The organism is Chromohalobacter canadensis, from assembly GCF_029544075.1.
GTDB classification, from domain to species: domain Bacteria; phylum Pseudomonadota; class Gammaproteobacteria; order Pseudomonadales; family Halomonadaceae; genus Chromohalobacter; species Chromohalobacter canadensis_A.
In genome coordinates this window covers 167,252-186,810 of record NZ_JAJQJH010000003.1, presented here as the reverse complement: position 1 = coordinate 186,810, position 19,559 = coordinate 167,252, and the positions used below count along the sequence as shown (strand labels likewise).

Sequence of the window (19,559 nt, the reverse complement as noted above, 5' to 3'; positions counted from 1 at the left end):
TATGGATACCGGAACCATTTTCGGCCTGGCCTTCATCCTGCCGATTCTCGGCCTACTGGTTATGATCGGCATGCCGAAGGATTGGCAGAACGTGCAAGGCTGGCTGATGGTGAGCTACCTCGGCCTCCCTGGGCTCGTGTTGATTATCGCGCTGTTGGCCAACGTGCCTATGCTGCTGTTCGGCGCCCTCTTCCTGCTGGGAGTGGGCGCCGTTCGGCGTTGATCAGTTGCTGCGCGCCTGCGTGATGCGTCCGGCCAATGTCTGCTGGATCTGATTCTTGATTGCACGCAGGCGGTCGATGCGCTGACGCTTGAGCTCGCCGTCGACGTTTGATCTACGAATCAGGTCGATACGCTTGTTAAGGGTATTCATCCGGGACTGGGCACGGTTGAGCGGCTTGCGCAGGGCTAGCATGTCGCGCTTGGACTCGGCCAGTTCGGCCGCTTCCTCGAGCTGGTTCATCTCGCGCAGCTCTTTCATGTCCGAATACGCGCGACTTGCCTCGCGCAGCCCTTCGTAGAAGATCGTGCCGTACTTGGTGTAACGGTCCTCGTTTCCCAGGTTCTGGTAGAAGCGACGCACCGGCTGGTATTCATACCAGTGTTGCGCCGGACTCTCCTTGCCGGTGGCTACACGCCACGCCACGTCGCCGGACGATGCCGCCCAAGTGCCAACTTGCCCCAGGTAGCCCCCGATCAGGTGGTCCACCTGGACGGGAGACAGCGCGAACGGGTTGGTGTCCGCGCTGCCGACGGCGCCGAGGGTGCTGTTCAGTGCGCCGCTGATCCATTCCGCTGCCTTCGACGTGCTCGAGCGCTTGCGCAGCTCTGGAGATAGGCGCTCCATGCCCATGGATTCGATGGGGCGCCCTGTGAAGGCGTCATAGTTGGCGTACACGTCCAGGGCCGGCTGCATCATCTGCGGCACTGGCGAGAAGCTGAAGGTGTCCGTCACCATGTGGATCATGCGCTGACTAAACAGTTTGCCCGTCGCCTCGTCGTCGGCAAATTGCTCGGTGATGCGCTCCGCCATGGTGGCAATCGCCCCGACCTCGAATGGCTTTGGAATGAAGAACCCCTGGTCGCCGACGCGGAAGAACCAGTAGGTGTCCTTCTGCCAGTCCTCGAGCTTCTGGTATTCCTCGTCATCCCGATTGTGCAGGTACAGGGCGATGGTGGCCGCTGTCAGCGTCCCGGCCACGGTCCAGAATCGCGCGGCGGCCTGCTTGTCGCGCACTCCGGCCTTGCCCTTTCCGAAAGCTTCAGCCATGACGCTGGCGCCAGGCTTGACGCCCGAGCGATAGATCTTGTCCAGGCCCTGAATGCGCGCGTTCAAGAACGGCACGATGTCGATCAGGACGCGCACGGCAGGCCATGCACCATGGGCGCTGAAGTCGATAAGATCGCGTGATTCGAATGCCGCACGCAGCTCGCCGCCCTCGCGGTTTTGCGAATAGATAGCGGCACGATTGACGTTCTCCGTGGCGTCGTTGACGTCGTTCCACCACGCCCAGCCAGCACGCAGCGCGTCAGGCACGCCCGATGGGCCATCCACGATCTTGGCGTCACGCATGTTGCGCGTGAGCTGTGAACGCAGTTCGTCCGGGTTGTTGCCGTACAAATGGCCGAAGCGGAAACTGGCCCCGCTGGCCAGCATCTGGGCGCGCAGCCGTTGGTCACGGTAAGCGCCGGCACCGTTGATCACGTTCTTGAAGGCGTTCTTCGAGACGTTGTTGGTGGCCGTCGCCTGCAGCGAGTCGCGAATCAGGTTGGCGACCATGAATTGCGGCGTGGTGGTGGTCAGGTTGGTGAATACGCGCTTGAAGCCGCGCATGACCTTCATGATGCTGCTGTTCATGCCAGGGTGAGCAAGCGCGGTCAGTGCCTCGAACACCAACGGATCGTCGATCTGGTAGAAGACCTTCTTGCCGTTCTCCATGACGAAGGTGCTCGTGGTCGTATCGCGGTTGCTCTCCGGCACGACCTCGGCCATGCCCATGGCCTTGGCGTTCTCCACCGCCTGGGACGCGGCCTGGTTCTTCAGGCTGGCATCCATCAGGTGGTGGAAGTTCATCATCGTGTTCTGAAGTAGGTCGTTGAGGTTATCCGTCCCACCCTTGAGCTTCTTATATGCCTGTTGACGCGATAGCCCATTGGTGGCGAGCTGCCCCGTGGAGCCGCCGTTGTCCTCGGACAGGCGATAGAACGGCACATAGAACTCCTCGGCCCACATCTCGCGCTGCTCCTTGGAGATGATGCCGCTCTGCTCGGCTACGGCCAGCACGTCGTCGCGATATTGCTGAAACTCGGCAAATACCTCCTGGTAGACGGCATCGCGGCTGCGACCATCATCCAACGTGCCGCGATTCCAGTCCTTCATGGCGCCGATATCGCCCGCGTCGAACAGGTTTTCCCGGCCCTCTTCGGCCAGGCGCGCCGCGCGATTCCCCGCGATCCAGCCCATGAAACGCTCGATTTCGGCGGCACTGCCGAGACGACCTAACACCTCGCCTAGGCCTTTGGCGTCGCCTTCCTGAAGCTGGATGATTTTCTCCTCAGGATCGAGACGGATGCGGCCATTATGGAGCATGGCATGAAGCGCGCCATTGGCAGCGTTGCTCATGCGCGCCAGCACCCAGCTCGAGCGCTGGATGTTCTCGCCCATGGCCGATTCGCCGTAAAGCTGTTCATCCATCTCGCGGAAAGCGGCGTAGCGGTCCACCATGCCCTGCCGGATCTTGAGCGACGCGCGGTCTGCTTTCTCCTTGAACCATTCCATCGCGCGCTGCGGAGGTGTGCGGGCGCCGATCTTCGCCGCTGCATCGCGGTCGGCGTCGGTGAAGTCATCGAACTGGGTTTCAAACGCATAGCGCTGCTTGCCGCGCAGGCTGTAGAGCTGGACATCTTCGCCCTGCCGCTCAGCCTGCTGCCGACGCAGATAATCGCGGCTGCGCTCGCCCAGGGCCAGCACGTCGGTGTAGGTCCATCCCACCCCCGGGAAGGCGCGTCGCAGTAGTTCGCGAATCTTCGCCACGGCACGCTGCCAGGCCTTGGGCCGATAGCCCTTCTCCAGCAGGTGAGCCACCATCTCTTGGCCGATGGTGATCTGATCATTGGCGTTGTTGCGATCGAGGAAAGAGTAGCTCTCAAGCACCTCGTTCAGTGCCTCGCGACCTTTCTTGCTGAGCGGCAGCGTTTTGTAGAGCTGGCGCATGACGGGGTCGAGATCTTCGCCGAGCACGGCGCGTATGCCTTTGTGGCCCACCGCTTCATGAACTGCATATCGAACAGCTTCTTGCGTGCTATCCACATTATCGGCGATGACATAAAGATCGCCTCCGTTGTACATAGCGGCTACTTCCTGAGGATTCACATCACGCAGCAACATGCCCAGCAGGGCCTCAGGCGGTAGCTCCGATGATGATTGGATGACATTCACTTCTGAAAGCTCGGGATTGCCTTTCAGTGCCTGGCGAATATCTTCCGCGCGGGGCGCGGGGCGTAGGGCTTCGCCTCCCGCGCTCATAGCATAGAGCTCAACGCCACGCGTGGTATCGCGATGCTCCAGAGTGCCGAGTAACCGGTCGAGGGCTGGCTTGATGGTGCGCATTTCTGCATCGGTCGGATACGCGCCGCCCTCCTTGTCGATATTGACCAGGTAGTCGTTGCGGTTGCCTTCCGCCATCATCTTGTCGCGGGTGTAACGCTCGAATGCCCTGGCCGCCATTTCGATAGGGGTGCCGTAATAAGGCTTGGAACGCGGCACGTCGAATTCCTTGGACCGCTTCTCGAAGCCGCTATCCTTCAGCGCCTTGCGCATTTCCCGCCACCGCTCGGCAAGCTCGACACGCGCCGGCCCGTCAGTCGTCAGGTCGGTCTGGTAGTTGCGCGCACCCTGTCCGCCGGGGATGAAGTTGTCCAGGGCGTGGAACCACTCATGCGCAAGGCTGCCCGGCCCTTCCGTCTTGGTCAGGTTGATGACGACACGCCCCGATTCGTAGTGCGCGACTGGCGCGCCACGCCCTCCTTTGCCTCGGGCGCCGAAGGCCAGTCCCAGAGTGCCATCCAGCGACAAGGCGTGAGGCGGTACGCCCAGCGTGGTCGCAAGGTCCATCAGGGCATCATGCGCCTGGTTGAGGTCAGCCTGCCGACGCTGGCCCTCGACATAATTGCCGAACTCCACGCCCCGAAAGCCGAACGCTTCCTGGAACTGCTCAGGGGTCACGTCGCCGTCGCGCACCTCGTCGCCAATGCGCGGGGAGTTTTCACCACGGCGCATACGCGGGCCGCGGCGCATGCTGTCGATCTGCGCCTGCAGCTCGTCGCGGTGGCCATCGAGGTAGTCAACGGCCTCTTTCACGCTCTCGAATCCGCTGCGCAGGCGGATGGTCGTGCTCCGGTTCTTGAAGCCCAGGAAGCGCTCCCCCGTGCGCGTGTCGCGGTAGACATCGATCTTGGTCTGGCGACTGCGCGGCTTGCTGCCATCATTCTCTACCGCTCGCGTGATGACATTGGCTGCCTTGCTACGCATCTGCTCAAAGTCTGTCTCCCACACGCCAGTGTCGCGGCCGCGCGGATCCTTGAGCATGTACACGGTCTGATTGGGATTGAATGGCTGCCCGTTGTAGAGCGTGAAGCCGGCCTCGGCATCGACGCGCCACTTGGCCGCCTTGGTATACAGGCTGGGCTTGAGGGGTGCGATGATCTCGGCGGTTCGTAGTGCGCCCTCGAGCTGCCGATAACGGCGAGACGCGGGCGCCTGAAAGGCGGCATCGATGTCCATCGAGCCATCCAGCACTTGGCGAGCCATCTCACGTGCACTGTTCAGTCCCTTCACCCACTGCTGAAGGCGGAGACCACGGCGCGGCTTGGAAGGGATGCTGGCGCGCAGTACGGCAACCAGTGCCGCCGCGCGTGGGTCAGTGCCTTCCTCGACGAGCTTGGAGTAGTTGGGCGCCGGGAATGCCTCGCTCAACGTCGAGGACGTATCGGCCTCGTCATTCAGACCGGACAGGATCTGGCGCGCCTGGTCTTTCCGTGCGCCGCCGATCTTCTCGCCGAAGTCCTCGATGCGGTCCTCGCGAGACTGGCCGTTGCGCGGTGACGTCTCAGCATCCGTGAGGTCTTGCTGCCCACCGGCGGTGGCCACGTCAGCCGGGCGGTTGCTGCCCGCCAAACGAAAGTCGTTCGCTTCGGTATCAGCCTGCGCGCGCTGGGCTTCTCGTTGGCGCTGGTCGGCGCCCTTCTGCTCTGCCTGCTGCCGTGCCCGTTCGCGCTCGGCGATGTCCTGCTCGGTGTAGGTGTCGAGTAGCGGGGCGTCGTCTACCGCTTCGTCTTGCTGCCCGGCCTGAGCCCCTTCGGCACGATCAGGCGATTGTGCTGACTCGCCTTCGCGATCGCGTCCTGAAACATCGGGCGTAGCGCTTCGTTGCGGTGTGTCGGCTTGGCGGAATCCTTCATCGATCACGTCTCGATTGGTGGTGGTGTCTTCGAAAAGCGCGCCATTGCGCGCGCCTTCCGCCCGTTGGCGTGTCGCCTGACCAATGTAGCGCATGGCGTCGGCCAGTGCCTGGCGCGAGCGCATGTTGGCATTCATGAAGAGCGCGAGGTCCGCTGTCAGCGGTGACGGCGACTGGCTGAAGGCATCGCCCTGGTTGACCAGCTCACGAATGGCGACACCGTTCTGGCGCGCGCGGCGCACGATGCGCACGGCATCGTTGATCGTGTCGGTGGTGGTCAGTGCGTCCTGGTTGCCGGTGTCTCGCGCCAAGGCGATATCCGGTGCTGCCACCTGGAGAGCGGCGGACAGGTTGCGCATGGCGTCGCCCTGCTCGGTGACCATCTCCACCATGTCGCTGTCACGGTAGGCTTTGGCGAACACGGCGCGCTGCATGCGTTGTCCGAGTTCGGGGCTGGCTTGGCCGTCACGGGTGGTGTAGCGCGCGGCCTCGTTGTTGCCCAACTGCTGGACAAACCGGCGCATGAAGTCACGATTGCTGGCTGCCAGCGGGTCGCCAGACTGGTCAGGCGCCCAACGCTGAATGTCATCGGTCGTCAGCGCGTCGGCGTCCGCCTGTGCCTGCTCGTAGGCCGTCATGCCGGCCACGGTGGATTCGTTGGCACGGCGCGCGAAGTCGGCGCGATCAACGTTGGTGGAGCGTTCACGAACCAGCACGGGGCGATCCATGGCGGCCACCGCCTCGGTGTCCATGCCCATGTCTCGCGCTTGGCGCATGACGTGCTGTCGATACCCATCGGCATTGCCCTGCTCATAGGCCTGGCTGATAGCCATGGTGCGCCCGTTGCCTGACTCGACCACACCATCCGGTCCCACGATAGGCGCGCCGGTAGCGGCATCAGTGCTACGCCCCAGGCGCTCGGGATTGAGGTTGGCCGCGATGTTGCGCACCTGCACCTGGCTATTGGCATTTGTGCGGTCGCGCGGCTGCAATTCACGCGGATAACGGGCGTTGACCTGGCCGTCTGGCGTATTGGAAGGCGTCAGCTCGGCGGCATCCATGACGCGGTAGCGCGTTTGGATCGGCGTGTTTTCCGGCAAGTAGGTGGTTTCGCTCGGGCCTCGCGTGCGCTCCAGCTCGGCCACGCGCTGGGCCTGGCGCTCCATTTCGGCACGCTGGCTTTCGGCGTTGCCGCGCGCGCCCGTATCAGTGAAGCGAGGGCGCTGCACGGGCTGATCCATGCCGGTGTTGGCATTGCCGGCGATAGGCCCGTCGCCGTAGACGATACCCTGGTCAGGGATTTGCGGGCGCTGCTCGGCCACGTTGGCGCGCATGCGCTCGGCGCCTTGCCGCTGTGCCTGCATGCGTTCGTCGCGGCGCACGCTGCGAGCCTGCGCGTCATATTGGGTAGTGTCGGCCGTGGGGCCTTCGCCGTAGATAACGTCGTCCGGGGCGTTGAGGCGGCCAGCGGAATCTTGCCCAAGGCGTCCGCCGAACGGCGCGGCACGCTCCCATGTGCCGGTCGCCGGGCGCTCTCGGCTGCCCTGGCGGTTGAGCGATTGGGTTAGGTTGCGCCCAATCATCTCGGCGCGTCCGGTCAGCCGGTTGGCGAGTTCGATATTGCCGTCGGCATAGGCGGATTCTGCCCGTTGCAGTACGGCGTTCATGTTGCGCAGCCGGGTTTTACCCTGCTCCGTGCCATTAGCCAGGGGCTCCATGTCCTCGGCGGCGTTCATGGCGAGCTGAATGCGGTTGCCAATCTCGGCACTTTGTCGAGGCGCTTCGGCGGCTTGCTCTTCCTGGTTGACGCCTTCGGCCATCTGCTCAGCTTGCTGGGCGGCCTGCGCCTGTTGTAGCGCGTCACCACCGGCATCGGCTGTCTGCTGGCGTGCCTCGGCAATCGCCTGCTCCTTGCGCCGCTGGGCGCGCTGCGCAGGCGGTGTGTCGTATTCTGCCCAAGAGTCACGATATTCCTGCTGGCTGACGTTGGCGTTGTCGAAGACCGATGGATCGGGATCGCCGTCCGGGCCTTGTTCTGTTGCCCCTGCTTCTGCGGACTGAGAACCATCAGGCATGTTGCTCAGGGCGCGACGTGCCTGGCCACGTTCAGCAAGGCCAGCGGGCGCGCCCATTACACCGCCACCTAGGGCCCCAGCGGCAGACGCATCGACGATTTCTTTCCAGTTGGCTTCACCAAGATTGGAAAGCAGCGATTCGCCGTTATTATCCACCCAGTAATTAGCATGCTGCTCGATGAGCGTTTGAAGCCCCTCGGTCGATGTTTCGGCCAATGCCTGAGTCAGCGCCCCTTTTCCAGTGGCGCCCTTGAGTGACTGCCCGGCTTTCTGCTTGAGGCTAGACAGCGCGCTATCAGAAATCTCGCTAGCCGCTTTATCGGCGAGTTCGTTTCCGCCCACCTTGCGCAGTGCACGCATGATCGGAAGTGCATCCAGGGCGCCAGCCACTGAGCCGTGCGCAAGCGCCACATCCGCATCGTCGGTCTCGCCCATGATCGCACCGGTTTCCATGCCGGCGGATGCACCATACGCCCCGATGGCTTGGCCGGCCTGGGTCGCGGCACGTTTAGCAACCGAGCCGGCCAGCATGCGCGCACCAACACCGCCTACACCCCCACCGGCAGCAGCGGTGGCCATGGTGGGCAACAGGTTGCCCGCCGTGTACTTAGCCCACTGCCATGAGCTGGTATCGGGATCGCTGAAAAGGTCGGTGAAGCCATAGCCCAGCGCGTTCTCCTGGGCCTCTTCCATATTGCGGTCGTAAATGCCCTTGCCGGCTTCATAGGCATCTTCACTGCCCGCCTTCTCGCCCGCCGCCATGAGCAGACCGCCGCCCATCGCCTGAAGCTGGTCAACGCCTGCCGCCACACCGGCGCCGAAACCGGGCTCATTTTCTTCCGGCGCCCCGTCCTGGCCATATGCCACGGCTTTCAGTTCGCCATCGGACAGCCCTTGGTACTCCGGCTGTTGAGCCAGCACGTTAAGAAGTTGCTCGTCGGAGGCGGATTGCAGGCGCGGGCTTGCCGCGCGAAGATCTTCAAGAAGGGCCATTCAGCGAGTCTCCCGACTGGCTTTATTGCTGGGTATCGAACACCGGCGCACCGGCTTCGGCCATTTGGTTGATCTGGCGCGTCAGGCGCTGACGCTGAAAATTGGACAACGCAGGATCGTCATAGAGCTCGCGCATCCGGGCTACCAGCTCTTGAGCACGCTGATTCTTCTCATCGTCGCTGGTGGTCAGGCTTCGAGCATTGCGCCCCAGCAGGCCACTGCGCTGGCCAAAAAGCCCCTGTGCATCGTTGACGATCTGATCGACTTCCGTCTCCAGCGCTTCGGCGCGCGCCTCATCATCTCGGGCTTGTTGTTCGCTTTCACGTTGTTCTTTAACGCCACCGAGCGCCGAATCGAAGTCCCGAGGTTGGCCCGAGGTGTCATCTGCGGGCTCTTCCAACGAGGCCTCGAGACGCGACACCAGGTCAGGGGTTTGCGTTTCCATGCCGATGATCTGGCGCTGCTGGTTCGCCAGACGGTTACGCTCGGCTTTGAGTTCGCCGCGGCGCGCATCGCTCAGCATGGCGGCGTCCTCAGTCAGTGCCTTATCGATCTGCTTTATCTGATCGCCGTACTGCTTGAACATGAGCTCTTCACGCGCGCCGAGCTTGCCATCTGCCATGGCACCATAATCGACGCCCTCGGGTAGCGACGACGTTTCGCCGGTCGCAGTATTGAAACGCGTATAGCCGCCATTCTCGGTGGGCATGACCGTCCATGCCCCGTTGGCACTTCGCGAACTAGCGCCTGCCTCTTGCATTTCGGCGAGTTCTCGCCGTTGTTGACGGTCGGCCTGGCTTTGCTCGGCACGAAAGCTGCGGTCCTGTTCGTTCTGGCTCGCCGTGAACGTCTGCTGGTCGTCCTGGCGCTCCATGGCGTACCGGTTGCGCAGGTCGAGTAACGCCTGTTCCTTGCGTTTCTGAATCTCGGACCGCGCGTTCTCCTGAACGGCGGCACCTGCCCCACCAATGGCGCCGGCCACGGCCCCTAGCAAACCAGCCATCACGCACCTCCTTGGGGTTGGGCATTGCGGGGTGGTGTTTGCCCACCCGCATCTTGCTTGATCTGACGCATGGCGCGGATCAATTGGGCGTAGCGCTGACGCTGCTCTTGCGTCATTGCGCCATCTTGAATGAGCTGTCCGAATCGCCCGATCGCGCCCATAAACGCGGCCTCGATGGGCTCGCCCTCATTCGCAGACAGCCGCCCCATTTCCACAGCCATTTCGCCCACTGCCTTGGATAGCTCCATGCCGGCCTGAAACATGACGCCGGGAGGAACGGTCTTACCGTCGGCGGCCAGGGCGTGATAGTGCGTCAGCATGATGGTGCTGATCACCGTTGCCATGCGCTGCACGATGTCATCGCCCTGCGTCAGGGCGCGCTCCACCTGCTGTGCACCTTTGTCATAAAGGTAGCGCAGCATTGACTCGACCAGCGTGTTGTACTGCTGCTGACCGGCCTGGGGGTCGGTGTCGGTGCGCGGATCACCTTGCTGGGGCTGGCGACCCGCTTGTGGTTGTGAGGGTTGGGGAGCCCTAGGCTCAGGTTGGGGTGGCTGCCCTTGCGCTTGCTGCCGGGGCTGCTGCGGGCGCTGGGACGCACCCTGGGAAAGGAGTCCTGCCATATTGTGTCGCCTCCCGGCGAGGATTATCCAAAGAAGGATTCAGCGTAGCTCGCGTAACCGTCGAAATCGGCAGCGCCGTAACGGGGCGAAGCTGAGCTAGTGACTTGTGACGATAGCAAACCACTGGGGCGCTGTCCGCCTTGTGACGCGTCCTTCGACGATAAATCGCCATCGGTACTGGCCAGAGCCTGATCACCCACGACGGATCCAAGATTGCCGCCTGCCAGGCTGCCTGCGGCAGCGCCTGGCACGCCCAATGCACTGGCACCCAGGCGTCCGCCCGCACTCGACAGCCCCATGGTGGCCACAGTGCCGAGTGTATTCGCCGCGGCATGGCGTCCGATATTGGCGCCAAGGCTATCATCGAAGCTGGTGCCGTACTGGTCATTGAGCGCCCCGAGTGTATCGGCCGCTTTGTAGCCACCCAGGGTCGATTGCGCAGCCACATTGGCAAACGTCCCCACCGGGCCCAGAGCCGTGCTTGCGATATCGATGGCGTTGGACAGCAAGCCGCTCGGTCGGGATGCGCGCTGAGCGAGGCCGAACGTTGCATTGTCGGCCTGTTGAGGCGTCCCGGACACCATGCCCGTAACGCCTTCGTCTCCCAGCGTATCCAGCGCTGTGTCGAAACTGACGCCGGTTTTTCGAGTAATGGTATCGAGTCGGCTTGCAGCTTCATCCGCCTGCGGGTTCTCGCCCAGGTCGGTGGATAGCCCGGCCGACACAGTGTCCACGCTATCCATGAAGGATCGCTCGGCTTGAGCCGCCATAGCGTCCATGCTGGCAATGCTGCCGCCGGTAACGCTTTGCCCTGGTGTCGAACGTGACGAGCGACTGCCCCGGCCTCTTGATATACCGCCTGTATCGACTTCAGCGCCGAAGCCGCTGGAATATCCACCGCCACCGCCGCTTGAGTTTGACGTACTACCGCCACCTCCTGCCGTTCCGCCGGTATCAGCTTCCGAGCCAAAGCCGCCTGAGTAGCCGCCGCCTGAGTTGCCATTCCCGCTCGATGAGCCGCCGCCATCGCTGTCATTATCGCTTCCACCACCGCCATAGCCGCCGCCAGTTGCAGACCCTGCCCAGCCCATTACTCACCTCCAGCGATCATGCCGTTGGTCAACAGCCCTTTTTTCGCTTGCCCAACGTGTGAGCCGTAACCTTCGATCGTGCCGGGATTCACCATCTGATCTTCACGCTGGCGCTCATACATGTCTCGCTCGAAATCGAACCGCGCCTCTTGAGCCTGTTGGTCGGCATAGTAGGACGCCGCCCCGCTGGCGAGCCCCCCGATGACGTTGGCCGCCGTGGGATTGTTGTCGAGCCAGTCGAAGGCGTTGGTCGTGTACGTTGCCACGCTATCGAACAGTCCACTCGTCGCCTCGGCGGCAGAATCGACGGCATTTCCAATGCTGCTAAAGTCCATACTTCACCTCATGCGATGCTGGGAAAAACGCCTGTGTTCGTCATGTAGCTCGACAAACTCCCATACAGATCTTGCTGAAACTCCAAGTCGGTATCGCGCATCTCCAGGATCTGCTCGATCATGCTGGCCTTATTATCTTCAGTGATGTCCGGGTTCATCTGAATCTGATTGATCGCCGACGCCGATTGCCCAACCAAGTCGGTCACGTTGTTGGCATAGACGCCCCAAGCGTTGGCGGTTGATGTTGCATACAGGTTGTCGAGCGCCTGATTCGCGGACTGCTCGGAAAGCGCAGAATCGTAGCCGTATTGCTGAGCCAGCTTCTGGGTATCGAAGCCGAATTGCTGTTCGTTGAGCCCGAGATTTTGCTGGTATTGCAGGTTCGACATGAACGCCTGCTGCTGGCGATCGGTGTTGGCCTGGCTGTTCTGAAAGTAGGTCTGGGCATCCTGCTGCGCCAGTGGCGTTGCGCGGTCGATCATCGCGCCCTGAGACGCCTCAGCAGCCATGCTTGAGTTGAGAAGACCGCGTTGATTGGCTTGCTGCTGGCCCTGAGTGGCGGCGCGCTGCATCAATGGCGAATCACTGGCGAGCATCTGCTCGAGCTGGTACTGGCTGGTCTGGTTGGGCGAGACGGTGGACTGCGGCGCGGAAGAACTGACCGACACGGGTTGCGCCTCGGCGTATGGGAGGATGCCTTCGTCAGCACCATAGCGGTCATAATGCTCTTGCGCAGTTAGTCCGGCGTCACTGAAGGCCTGGGCCGTTTGACCAGAAGTCCAGTCGGTCCTCCCTTGATAGTTAGTCACATTGAGCTGCTCTGTCTTGTTCTTCAGATACGCATCAGCATCGAAGACCGGAGTAACCATCGAGGGTGAAGAAGTTTTAGACGTGGTGGCTATACCTTCCTTTTTGCCGTACTGGTCGTAGTGCTCTTGGGCTGATAGCCCGGATTTATTGAAGGCCTTCTTGACATCAGCCACGGTCCAGTTGTTCTTGCCGTCCTGGCCGGTCTTGTTCAGCTGCGCGGCTTTATTGACCAGATAGTCTTGCGTATCGAATGCTGCCATGGGAAACCCTCACGGTTTGCCGGGTAGGAAGGGGTTAATCAGGGGTGGTCAGGCTCTCCCACGTCACGGCCCGCACGTCGTCCACCGTCTCGGCGGCATTGATCAGCCGCTCGCTGCGGTGACGCACGCCCATCAGGTCGAGCGCCTGGGCGAACGCCTCAGCGTTCCTGAGCACCTTGCCGACCAGCTCCTCGATCGTCTCGGTGCCATCGGCGCCGTTACGGCCTGCGAGGATGCGGTCGAGCTTCGGCGTTGCCGGTGCATCGCCGGTGCGCCCGCCGTCGATCCACGCCTGGTAGGCCTGGGCTTCGTCTTCCTGAGCGAGCCAAGTCTGTTGCTCGGTCTCAGGGTATGAGCGCACCAGCGGCTGCACGGTGGCGGTGTACGCGGCGTTGAGATCACGCAAGGCCTCTGCCTTGGCTTGCTCCAGCCGCTCGGCGCGTTCCTCCGGCGTGAACTCGCGTACGTCCCACGTCTGATACCACTTGCCGTCATCACGCTGCTCGGGCTTGCCCTGCGTCACGACATCGCCGTCGGGGCGGGGTGTCGGCTGGATGCGGGCGTAGCCGAGCAACGTTAGGGTCTCGTTGCCAGGATTGCGCGGGAGAGACGTAGAGCCATTTTCGCTGAGAATGGCTTGCAAGCCCACTATGCGACCATCACTTAAACGTAAAAACATTGATCGCCCTCTCTAGAGACTAATTACCTGTAACAGTATGTCGCTGTCATTTGAAACGCCGGTTTGAGACGCATCAAGGCCACGAGATACAACGTAATCACTGCCAGACCAATAGCCAACAGGGGCAAAAGGCCCGCCTGTATCATAACCCCCTGAGAAGAAGTAAGGGCCAAAAGCCTTAACTAATACGAGAGTTTTGTCAGGGTCCCTGCCCACCATCTCGGGCACAGGCGACATATAGTTATACCCATCCTTCGGAAGAACTATATGTTCAACATCTTTGTCTATTTCAACAAACGTAACTTTTGCATACGCATAAGCCTGATCGTAGCCATGAAAAAAAGACACATTATCGGCGCCATCTCGGTAATCCCTTAAAACCGCATTTGCGTTGCTCCTTGATGAGTTGGAGGTGCCATTTTCAACCAGCAAAACAGTTTTATCTATATTAAAATCAGAAGGATAGCCAACATTAAAATAGCCCGTCTCACTGTAATCCCAAAATTTTTCAAAACTTCTGTTCTTTTTTACTTTCATCCCTTTCATGCCTCCTGACAAAAGCGCTTCAATCATTTCGCCACCCTCACGAAAGCCGACCACTCTAGGCCATCCCAGATAGCCACCACCCTGGTCTCGTTGTCGCCCAGCGTCGGAACCTCACCCGCATCCCAGACTGACGCTGATCCCAACTCCGTCGGCCATGTCACCGCACTGTTGCCAGTGATATGCACCACCACGGTCATCGCCCTGTCGGTGCCCGGCGCGTTGGCAAAGGCCAGCGTACGGGCGGCCGAGGCATCGACGCGGAATACCTGTCGTAGAGACAGATCTAGCGTGTCGGTGGTGGCCACGCTGGCGAGGTCGTAGCGACTCAGTGATGCCGACGCGTCGCCTGCGGTGAGCTGTTCGCTCACGTCCGTCGCGAGATTGCGCCGAACCAGCGCCCCCGCGCCGTCTGTGCTGACGTAGTCCTTGGGCGCGGTGAGCGTGCCGGGCTTTAGCGACGTGATCGGCGTGTCGCCGGTCACTGTCTCCTCTGCTTGTTCTGCCCAATACTTCGACGATCGCTTGCCGGGCTCCACCTCGTCGGGGCTCTCGGCCCATTCCTGGGCTCGGGTAGCGCTCTGCGCCGCCGCTTGCTCCGATTCATCAGCAGCGGTGACCAGCGGTTGCAGGTCGGCTTCGACGAGATCGCGCACGTCGGTGCGTAACAGCGCCGTGACGGCGGCGTAATCCAGGCCGAGGGACCAATAGGTGACGCTGAACGTCGCGCCTGAGGTGTGACGCTCCTGGGCGATGTACCAGTTGCCAGAGCTGGGAGTGACGACAACGTCGTTGACGAAATACTCAGTGTCGGCGGCCCAGTTGCCGCGCCAGGTGAAGCCGGCCAGCAACGACAACTTGCCGTCGACATCAAACCCGACCACCTTGGATCGCCGTTGCAGTGCGCTGGCGACGATCTCCTGGCTGACGCCCTCCTCGGAAAGCAGCTTGATCGCACGCTGGGTATCCGCGTAGGCGCCGTCGAATCCAGCCTGGGTCTCGTCGAACTTGCCATCGACATCACCACCCTTGACGGTAGTGCCGGGCTGGAAGCGCTTTCCCGGATCGGCATTGCTGTAATACGGGTTAGCCACGACGGCGCCTCCTTACGTCGAAATGCAGGTCATAGCCCAGCAGCTCATGGCTGGGGTCGCTGCCCACGGAATAAATGGCAAAGTTGATCGACACGCCGGTGCCGGTGACATCCATCGGTTCTTGGCCGAGCGAGGGCACGGACCAGCTGAACTCGCCCCACTGGGCGACGTCCCACAACCCACCGCCCACCAGGAATTCAAGAAACTCCCGGCGCGCTGAGGCGGACTCGGTGCCGCCGTAGTCGAGGTCCGGTTTGATCGAGACGTTGGCGTTGGTGCCCGAGCGTAGATCCCAGAACACGCGGCGGAACCGCTTGCGCACGTTGGGGGCATCGAGATCGCTGTAGGCCAGCGTCAGGAAGGCCTCGATGTCTGCGCCGCTGAACGAGGTCGCGCCGTTGCCCAGGCGGTAGACGAAGCCGGCGTCGTCGCCGATCAGCAGCTGTTCCTCGCCGTTTGAAAGCTCGCCGGTATGGGCGACAGCCACCTGGTCGGGGAATCGCACCGTGGTGATGCCAGCAGGGCTCATGTAGACGCCGGTACCGTCGTCGAACCAGATGCGGTACTGGGCTTTCTTCTTGCTGATCGCCGTGGCCACCACGCGGGTCGCATAGCCCTGCTCGCTGAACAGCGGCTCGACCTTGGCGCCCGGCTGCATGGGCCGGAAGTCGCCGTACTGCTGAGTGGCCTGAAGGCTGGCGATGCCGCGCTCGGCGATGAAATAGGGCTGCATCAACGACTGTGCGCTGTACGGCCTGGCGCCACTGTTGGGCACCGTGGTCTTGAGCTGCCAGTCGGCACTCGATGTCCCATAGAGCGTTTTGATGCTGTCGCGACACATGATGTGTAGCACGCCGCCAGTGCCGGGCAGGATGCCGGTCAAGGTCTGGCCGGTGCCGATCTCGGTGGCGCTGCCGGTGGCGGCGTCCCAGTTGGCGGGGTCGCCGATCGTGGATAGCTGCAGGCTGCCCGGCGAATAGCCCAGGGCCAGCGCATTGGCGTGCAGCGCGATGTACTTGGCGCCGGCCATCGCATCTGCCAGTTCGGTAAAGGTGTCGTCGCTTGCCTTGAGCTCGAACGGCTTGCCGCCGCCCACGCCGTAGAGCGCTCGCCCGCCTTCGGTGGCGTAGACATTGCCCTCGACGAACTCGTGGCGGCCGTTGTGAAGCGCCCCGGCGGTACCGACCACCTCCCAGGTATCGCCCGCGGCGTTGAGCCGATACAGCGTTGCAGTTTCGGCACCGACATCCTTGCGCACGGCCAGCTCACGGTCATTGAACGTCACCACGCCGAGCAACGGCCCCTCGCCGGGCACGGACGGGCCGAGCTGGGTATAGCCGTCGATGCGCCGGTAGCCGCCGGTGACCGGGCACTCGTAGTTCACGGCGTAGATAGCGGCCCCGGGCGGAAGCTGCTCGGGCGGCGTGACCAGGTCGATGCCACCGCCAAGGCGGATATAGGCCGACTTGCTCATGCTAACGCTCCTGGCAGTTCAATCTCTCCCAGCTCGCTCTGCATCAAGTCCCGCATCATCCGGCTTGCATTGCTGTTTCCTTGCTGAACCACCTCGGGCGCGTTCTCGTACAGCCCGTACTGGATCATCGCGCGATAGACGATCAGCAGGTGGTAGCGGGCGGGCATGCGAGGTACGTCGCTGGCATTGGTCAGCTCCTGCGGCGTGCGGTAATACTCGAACGTCAACGTGGCGTCTGTGGTCGGCGCACGGCTGAGCCGCATCGTCATGTCAGGCAGGATCGTCGCGGCGCTGATGGGCTGCTCGTCGGCAGGTTCCCGATAGCGGTGACGGAAGTCGTCGTAATTCAGAACGCGCAAGCGATCATCGCCGATGTAAAGCGAGTCCTCGACCCAGCGGTCGAAGTCGGCCGGCAAAGAGTAATCGCGGAAACCCGCAGACAGCTCGACCTCGCCCTCGGCCCAGGCGAATCGCCATTCCTGCTGCTCGGCCTGGATCTCGCGCCAGGCTTGCTGCACCCAGCCAATCAGGCGTTGCATCTCGCCATGCTGGCCGGTGACCGCCGCCGGCCCGGTACCGGCCGCGCCCACCTCCTGGCGCAGCCGTTGGCAGAGTTCGAGGAAGGTCATATCAGGCCTCGCCCATCACCTGGAACGGGTAGGCGAGCACCTTCGATTCCTTCATGGTCTTGGGGTCGTAGATATGCTGGACGGCATCGCTGAGGACGCTGACCACGCTCGCGGGAACGGTGACTTCCTCGCCGCGCTTGATCACGTACATGCGCCCGTTCACGCCCACCTGAACCGGTTGCTTGTCCTGGTCGTTGGTGGCGATGATGATGCGGTAGCGCTTGGCCTTCTTGGTTTCACCCGGGGCGCTAGGCAGCGATGTGCCACTTGCGGCAGGTTCAGCAGGTGCGCCGAGGGCCTGGTCAATCTTGGCACGCAGCGTATCGTCTTTGGTGTTGGCCTGGAACTTGAGGTCGAGCGCCTTGGCGGCTTCTTCAAGTTGTTCGCGGTTCATTTCAGCAGTATTGGTGTCGCTCACGGGAGATACCTCACGGCATGTCAGAAAGTAGAAAGCCCGCCGAGTGGCGGGCTTCGGTCATTGCTGTCACTGTTCTACGGATCAGGCCAGGTCGGAGGCGGCCACCTCGAGACGCGCACCCCACCCTTCGTTAAGGATCTTGGCCACGAAATAGGTCTTCCAACCGACGTAGCCACGCTGGCCCAGCGGGTCATCCTTGGAGATGGTGCTGGGGTTGATCACCGACGGCTTGATGGCATTGGCACCCTTGAGCGGGATGAGCCCGTAGAACTCCTTGCCCACGTAGACGATGGGGTAAACGTCGGCATTGGTACCGGAGGTGGAGATCGTGCCGGACGCCGCAGCACCGGCATCGGCCCACTTGGTCAGCACCGGGCTGAGGATATAGCGCACATCCTCAACCTTGCCGATCTCGTGGGGCAGCGCCTTCATGGAGCCGTACTTCTCGGTAGGCGTGAAGCCGACCATGTCGCGGATGTCCGCCTCGAGATCGGTATGCGCGAACGCGATGAACGCAGCATCGACCGGCTCGGTGGCATAGTTCGGCGACGCGCTGACCATGCTGGTAATCTTCTTGGCGCGGTTACCCTTGATGCTCCGGGTCACGGCGCGCTGCTTGGATAGCGACACCGGCGAGGCCACCTCGGAACGCGAGGCGCCATCGGCGTAGAAGACGTTGGTGCCGGCACGGATCGCGCCCCAGGTCTGCAGTTCGACAGTCTCGGCCGCTTGCTCGCCGCACAGCTCGTTGGCGTCGGACAGGACCGGATCCTCGGCCAGGTCGGCAACGATGTCAGTGATCTCGACCACCGCGCCCCACTGCTTGATCTGGACAGTAACGTCCTCGTAGTTCATCTGCTGCGCGGTCGGCGTCACACCTTCGGCGAGCGGAGTATTCAGCACGTCGAACGGCACCGGGCGGCGGAACTTGACCGTATCGGCCTTGTTCTTCGGCAGCGGCTTGGACTGGCCGAACTTGGAGAGCACCAGGATGGGCTCGGCGTGATTCAGTTGGTCAGTGGCGGCCCAGGCGGCGGTGCGCTGGGAGATGTCGCCGTAAGTAGTATTCGGCATTGCTCAGTACCTCACGGTCTTAGCGTTTGGATTTTGCGAAGTGGTTGAATTGCCCCTCCCAGTCATCGGGAACGGCATCGCGCTTGGCCGCGCCGCGCCGCTGGGGCGTGACGGCACCGGCTAGGCGCTGTTGGCGCTTCTCGCGCTCGGCCTCTGCTTGGGCATTGCCTTGCGCGGAGTAACTGCCAGTCGGCGGATTCGTGCTCTTGTAGAGATCCAGTAACGCGGCGGCTTCGGCGGCGTCCTCGGATTCAAACAGAGATGAAATGCTTGCCGGCTGTTGCTGCAGCCACTGTTGAAACGCGGGCGCATTCACCACCTCTTTCCAGTCGGAGTGGCGGGCCTCGAGGGCGCGCTTCTGACTGCCGAGGTACTGCTCATGGGCCTGCTCTTGCATGGGCTGCACAGTTGATCGCAGGTCTGCGACCTCCTGCTGGAGCCGCGCTGTCTCTTGCCGGTCCCCTTCGAGACGGGCCTCGACCGCGCGGGCGATGTCCGGGAAATCCTGCTTGAGCGATTCCCAGTCGTCAGACCCAGCGGCTTCCGCCATGGCCTGCTTCTGGTCCGCTTCTTGCTGTTCCCCGGACGAGTTGCTCGGTTGGCTGGCCTGCTGGCCGCCTTGCGCGGGGCGCTGCTGACCGCCCTGGTTGCGCTTGAATTCGTTGATCTGGCGTTGCAGTGCGCCGACCCGGCCGCGCTGGCTGGCCTCGCTCTGCTGCAGCCGGTCGAGTTGAGCCTGTAGCTCCTTCTCGCGCGGCGTGAGCTCTTCTTCCTGCTCGGCCTGAGCCTGGCGTTCTTCCTCGCCGCCCTCGGCTGTTTCGCTCTCGGCGCCCGTCTCGCCGCCTTCCTGCTCGGCGGTGTCGTCAGCGGGCTGACTGCCAGAGTATTCGGCGAACATCGCCTCGAAATCGTCTTCGGGCTGGGCGGCTTCGTTATCCGCCGGCGCCTGCTGCTCAGGGGCCGGTGTTTGCTCAGTTGCCATTAGCGGATCTCCCGATC

General features: G+C 62.4%; 15 protein-coding genes. 1 reads left to right on the top strand and 14 read right to left on the bottom strand.

Features of this window, described 5'->3' with window-relative positions:
* The first annotated feature begins 1 nt into the window (after nucleotide 1).
* Complete coding sequence (locus LUN51_RS07045) at nucleotides 2–223, top strand: hypothetical protein (RefSeq protein WP_277810700.1); 222 nt, start codon at nucleotides 2–4, stop codon at nucleotides 221–223.
* Here the strand turns inward: LUN51_RS07045 and LUN51_RS07040 are convergent, their stop codons facing one another.
* The 14 genes from LUN51_RS07040 to LUN51_RS06975 all read right to left on the bottom strand — a co-directional run bounded on the left by LUN51_RS07040 (nucleotide 224) and on the right by LUN51_RS06975 (nucleotide 19,542).
* A complete protein-coding gene (locus tag LUN51_RS07040; protein WP_277810699.1) occupies nucleotides 224–8,527 on the bottom strand; it encodes an LPD38 domain-containing protein in 8,304 nt (2,767 codons plus the stop codon). It abuts the gene before it with no gap.
* 22 nt (nucleotides 8,528–8,549) lie between these two features.
* Nucleotides 8,550–9,530, bottom strand: coding sequence for a hypothetical protein (locus LUN51_RS07035; RefSeq protein WP_277810698.1), 981 nt, complete (start codon nucleotides 9,528–9,530; stop codon nucleotides 8,550–8,552).
* A complete protein-coding gene (locus LUN51_RS07030; protein ID WP_277810697.1) occupies nucleotides 9,530–10,153 on the bottom strand; it encodes a hypothetical protein in 624 nt (207 codons plus the stop codon). Before LUN51_RS07030 ends, LUN51_RS07035 begins: the two co-directional genes overlap by 1 nt.
* A 23-nt stretch (nucleotides 10,154–10,176) precedes the next feature.
* Nucleotides 10,177–10,896 (bottom strand): hypothetical protein, encoded by a 720-nt coding sequence (locus tag LUN51_RS07025; RefSeq protein WP_277810696.1) that lies wholly within the window; start codon nucleotides 10,894–10,896, stop codon nucleotides 10,177–10,179.
* 347 nt (nucleotides 10,897–11,243) lie between these two features.
* Entirely contained in the window at nucleotides 11,244–11,579 is a 336-nt protein-coding gene (locus LUN51_RS07020) for a hypothetical protein (RefSeq protein ID WP_277810695.1), read from the bottom strand.
* 8 nt (nucleotides 11,580–11,587) lie between these two features.
* The gene (locus LUN51_RS07015; RefSeq protein WP_277810694.1) at nucleotides 11,588–12,649 is read right to left on the bottom strand and encodes a hypothetical protein; all 1,062 of its coding nucleotides are present in this window, start codon (nucleotides 12,647–12,649) and stop codon (nucleotides 11,588–11,590) included.
* 34 nt (nucleotides 12,650–12,683) lie between these two features.
* Nucleotides 12,684–13,328, bottom strand: coding sequence for a hypothetical protein (locus tag LUN51_RS07010; protein WP_277810693.1), 645 nt, complete (start codon nucleotides 13,326–13,328; stop codon nucleotides 12,684–12,686).
* Between the two features lie 12 nt (nucleotides 13,329–13,340).
* On the bottom strand, nucleotides 13,341–13,901 hold the full coding sequence (locus tag LUN51_RS07005; RefSeq protein WP_277810692.1) for a hypothetical protein: 561 nt from the start codon (nucleotides 13,899–13,901) through the stop codon (nucleotides 13,341–13,343).
* Nucleotides 13,898–14,965: a hypothetical protein gene (locus LUN51_RS07000; RefSeq protein WP_277810691.1), complete on the bottom strand. Its 1,068-nt coding sequence runs from the start codon at nucleotides 14,963–14,965 to the stop codon at nucleotides 13,898–13,900. Before LUN51_RS07000 ends, LUN51_RS07005 begins: the two co-directional genes overlap by 4 nt.
* Nucleotides 14,958–16,439, bottom strand: a complete 1,482-nt coding sequence (locus tag LUN51_RS06995) for a hypothetical protein (protein ID WP_277810690.1) — start codon at nucleotides 16,437–16,439, stop codon at nucleotides 14,958–14,960. The genes LUN51_RS07000 and LUN51_RS06995 overlap by 8 nt, the downstream gene beginning before the upstream one ends.
* Nucleotides 16,436–17,068: a hypothetical protein gene (locus tag LUN51_RS06990; RefSeq protein WP_277810689.1), complete on the bottom strand. Its 633-nt coding sequence runs from the start codon at nucleotides 17,066–17,068 to the stop codon at nucleotides 16,436–16,438. Before LUN51_RS06990 ends, LUN51_RS06995 begins: the two co-directional genes overlap by 4 nt.
* Before the next feature lies 1 nt (nucleotide 17,069).
* Complete coding sequence (locus tag LUN51_RS06985) at nucleotides 17,070–17,486, bottom strand: hypothetical protein (RefSeq protein ID WP_277810688.1); 417 nt, start codon at nucleotides 17,484–17,486, stop codon at nucleotides 17,070–17,072.
* Nucleotides 17,487–17,567: 81 nt separating this feature from the next.
* Nucleotides 17,568–18,560, bottom strand: coding sequence for a N4-gp56 family major capsid protein (locus tag LUN51_RS06980; protein ID WP_277810687.1), 993 nt, complete (start codon nucleotides 18,558–18,560; stop codon nucleotides 17,568–17,570).
* Nucleotides 18,561–18,579: 19 nt separating this feature from the next.
* A complete protein-coding gene (locus LUN51_RS06975; RefSeq protein WP_277810686.1) occupies nucleotides 18,580–19,542 on the bottom strand; it encodes a hypothetical protein in 963 nt (320 codons plus the stop codon).
* Nucleotides 19,543–19,559 lie beyond the last annotated feature (17 nt).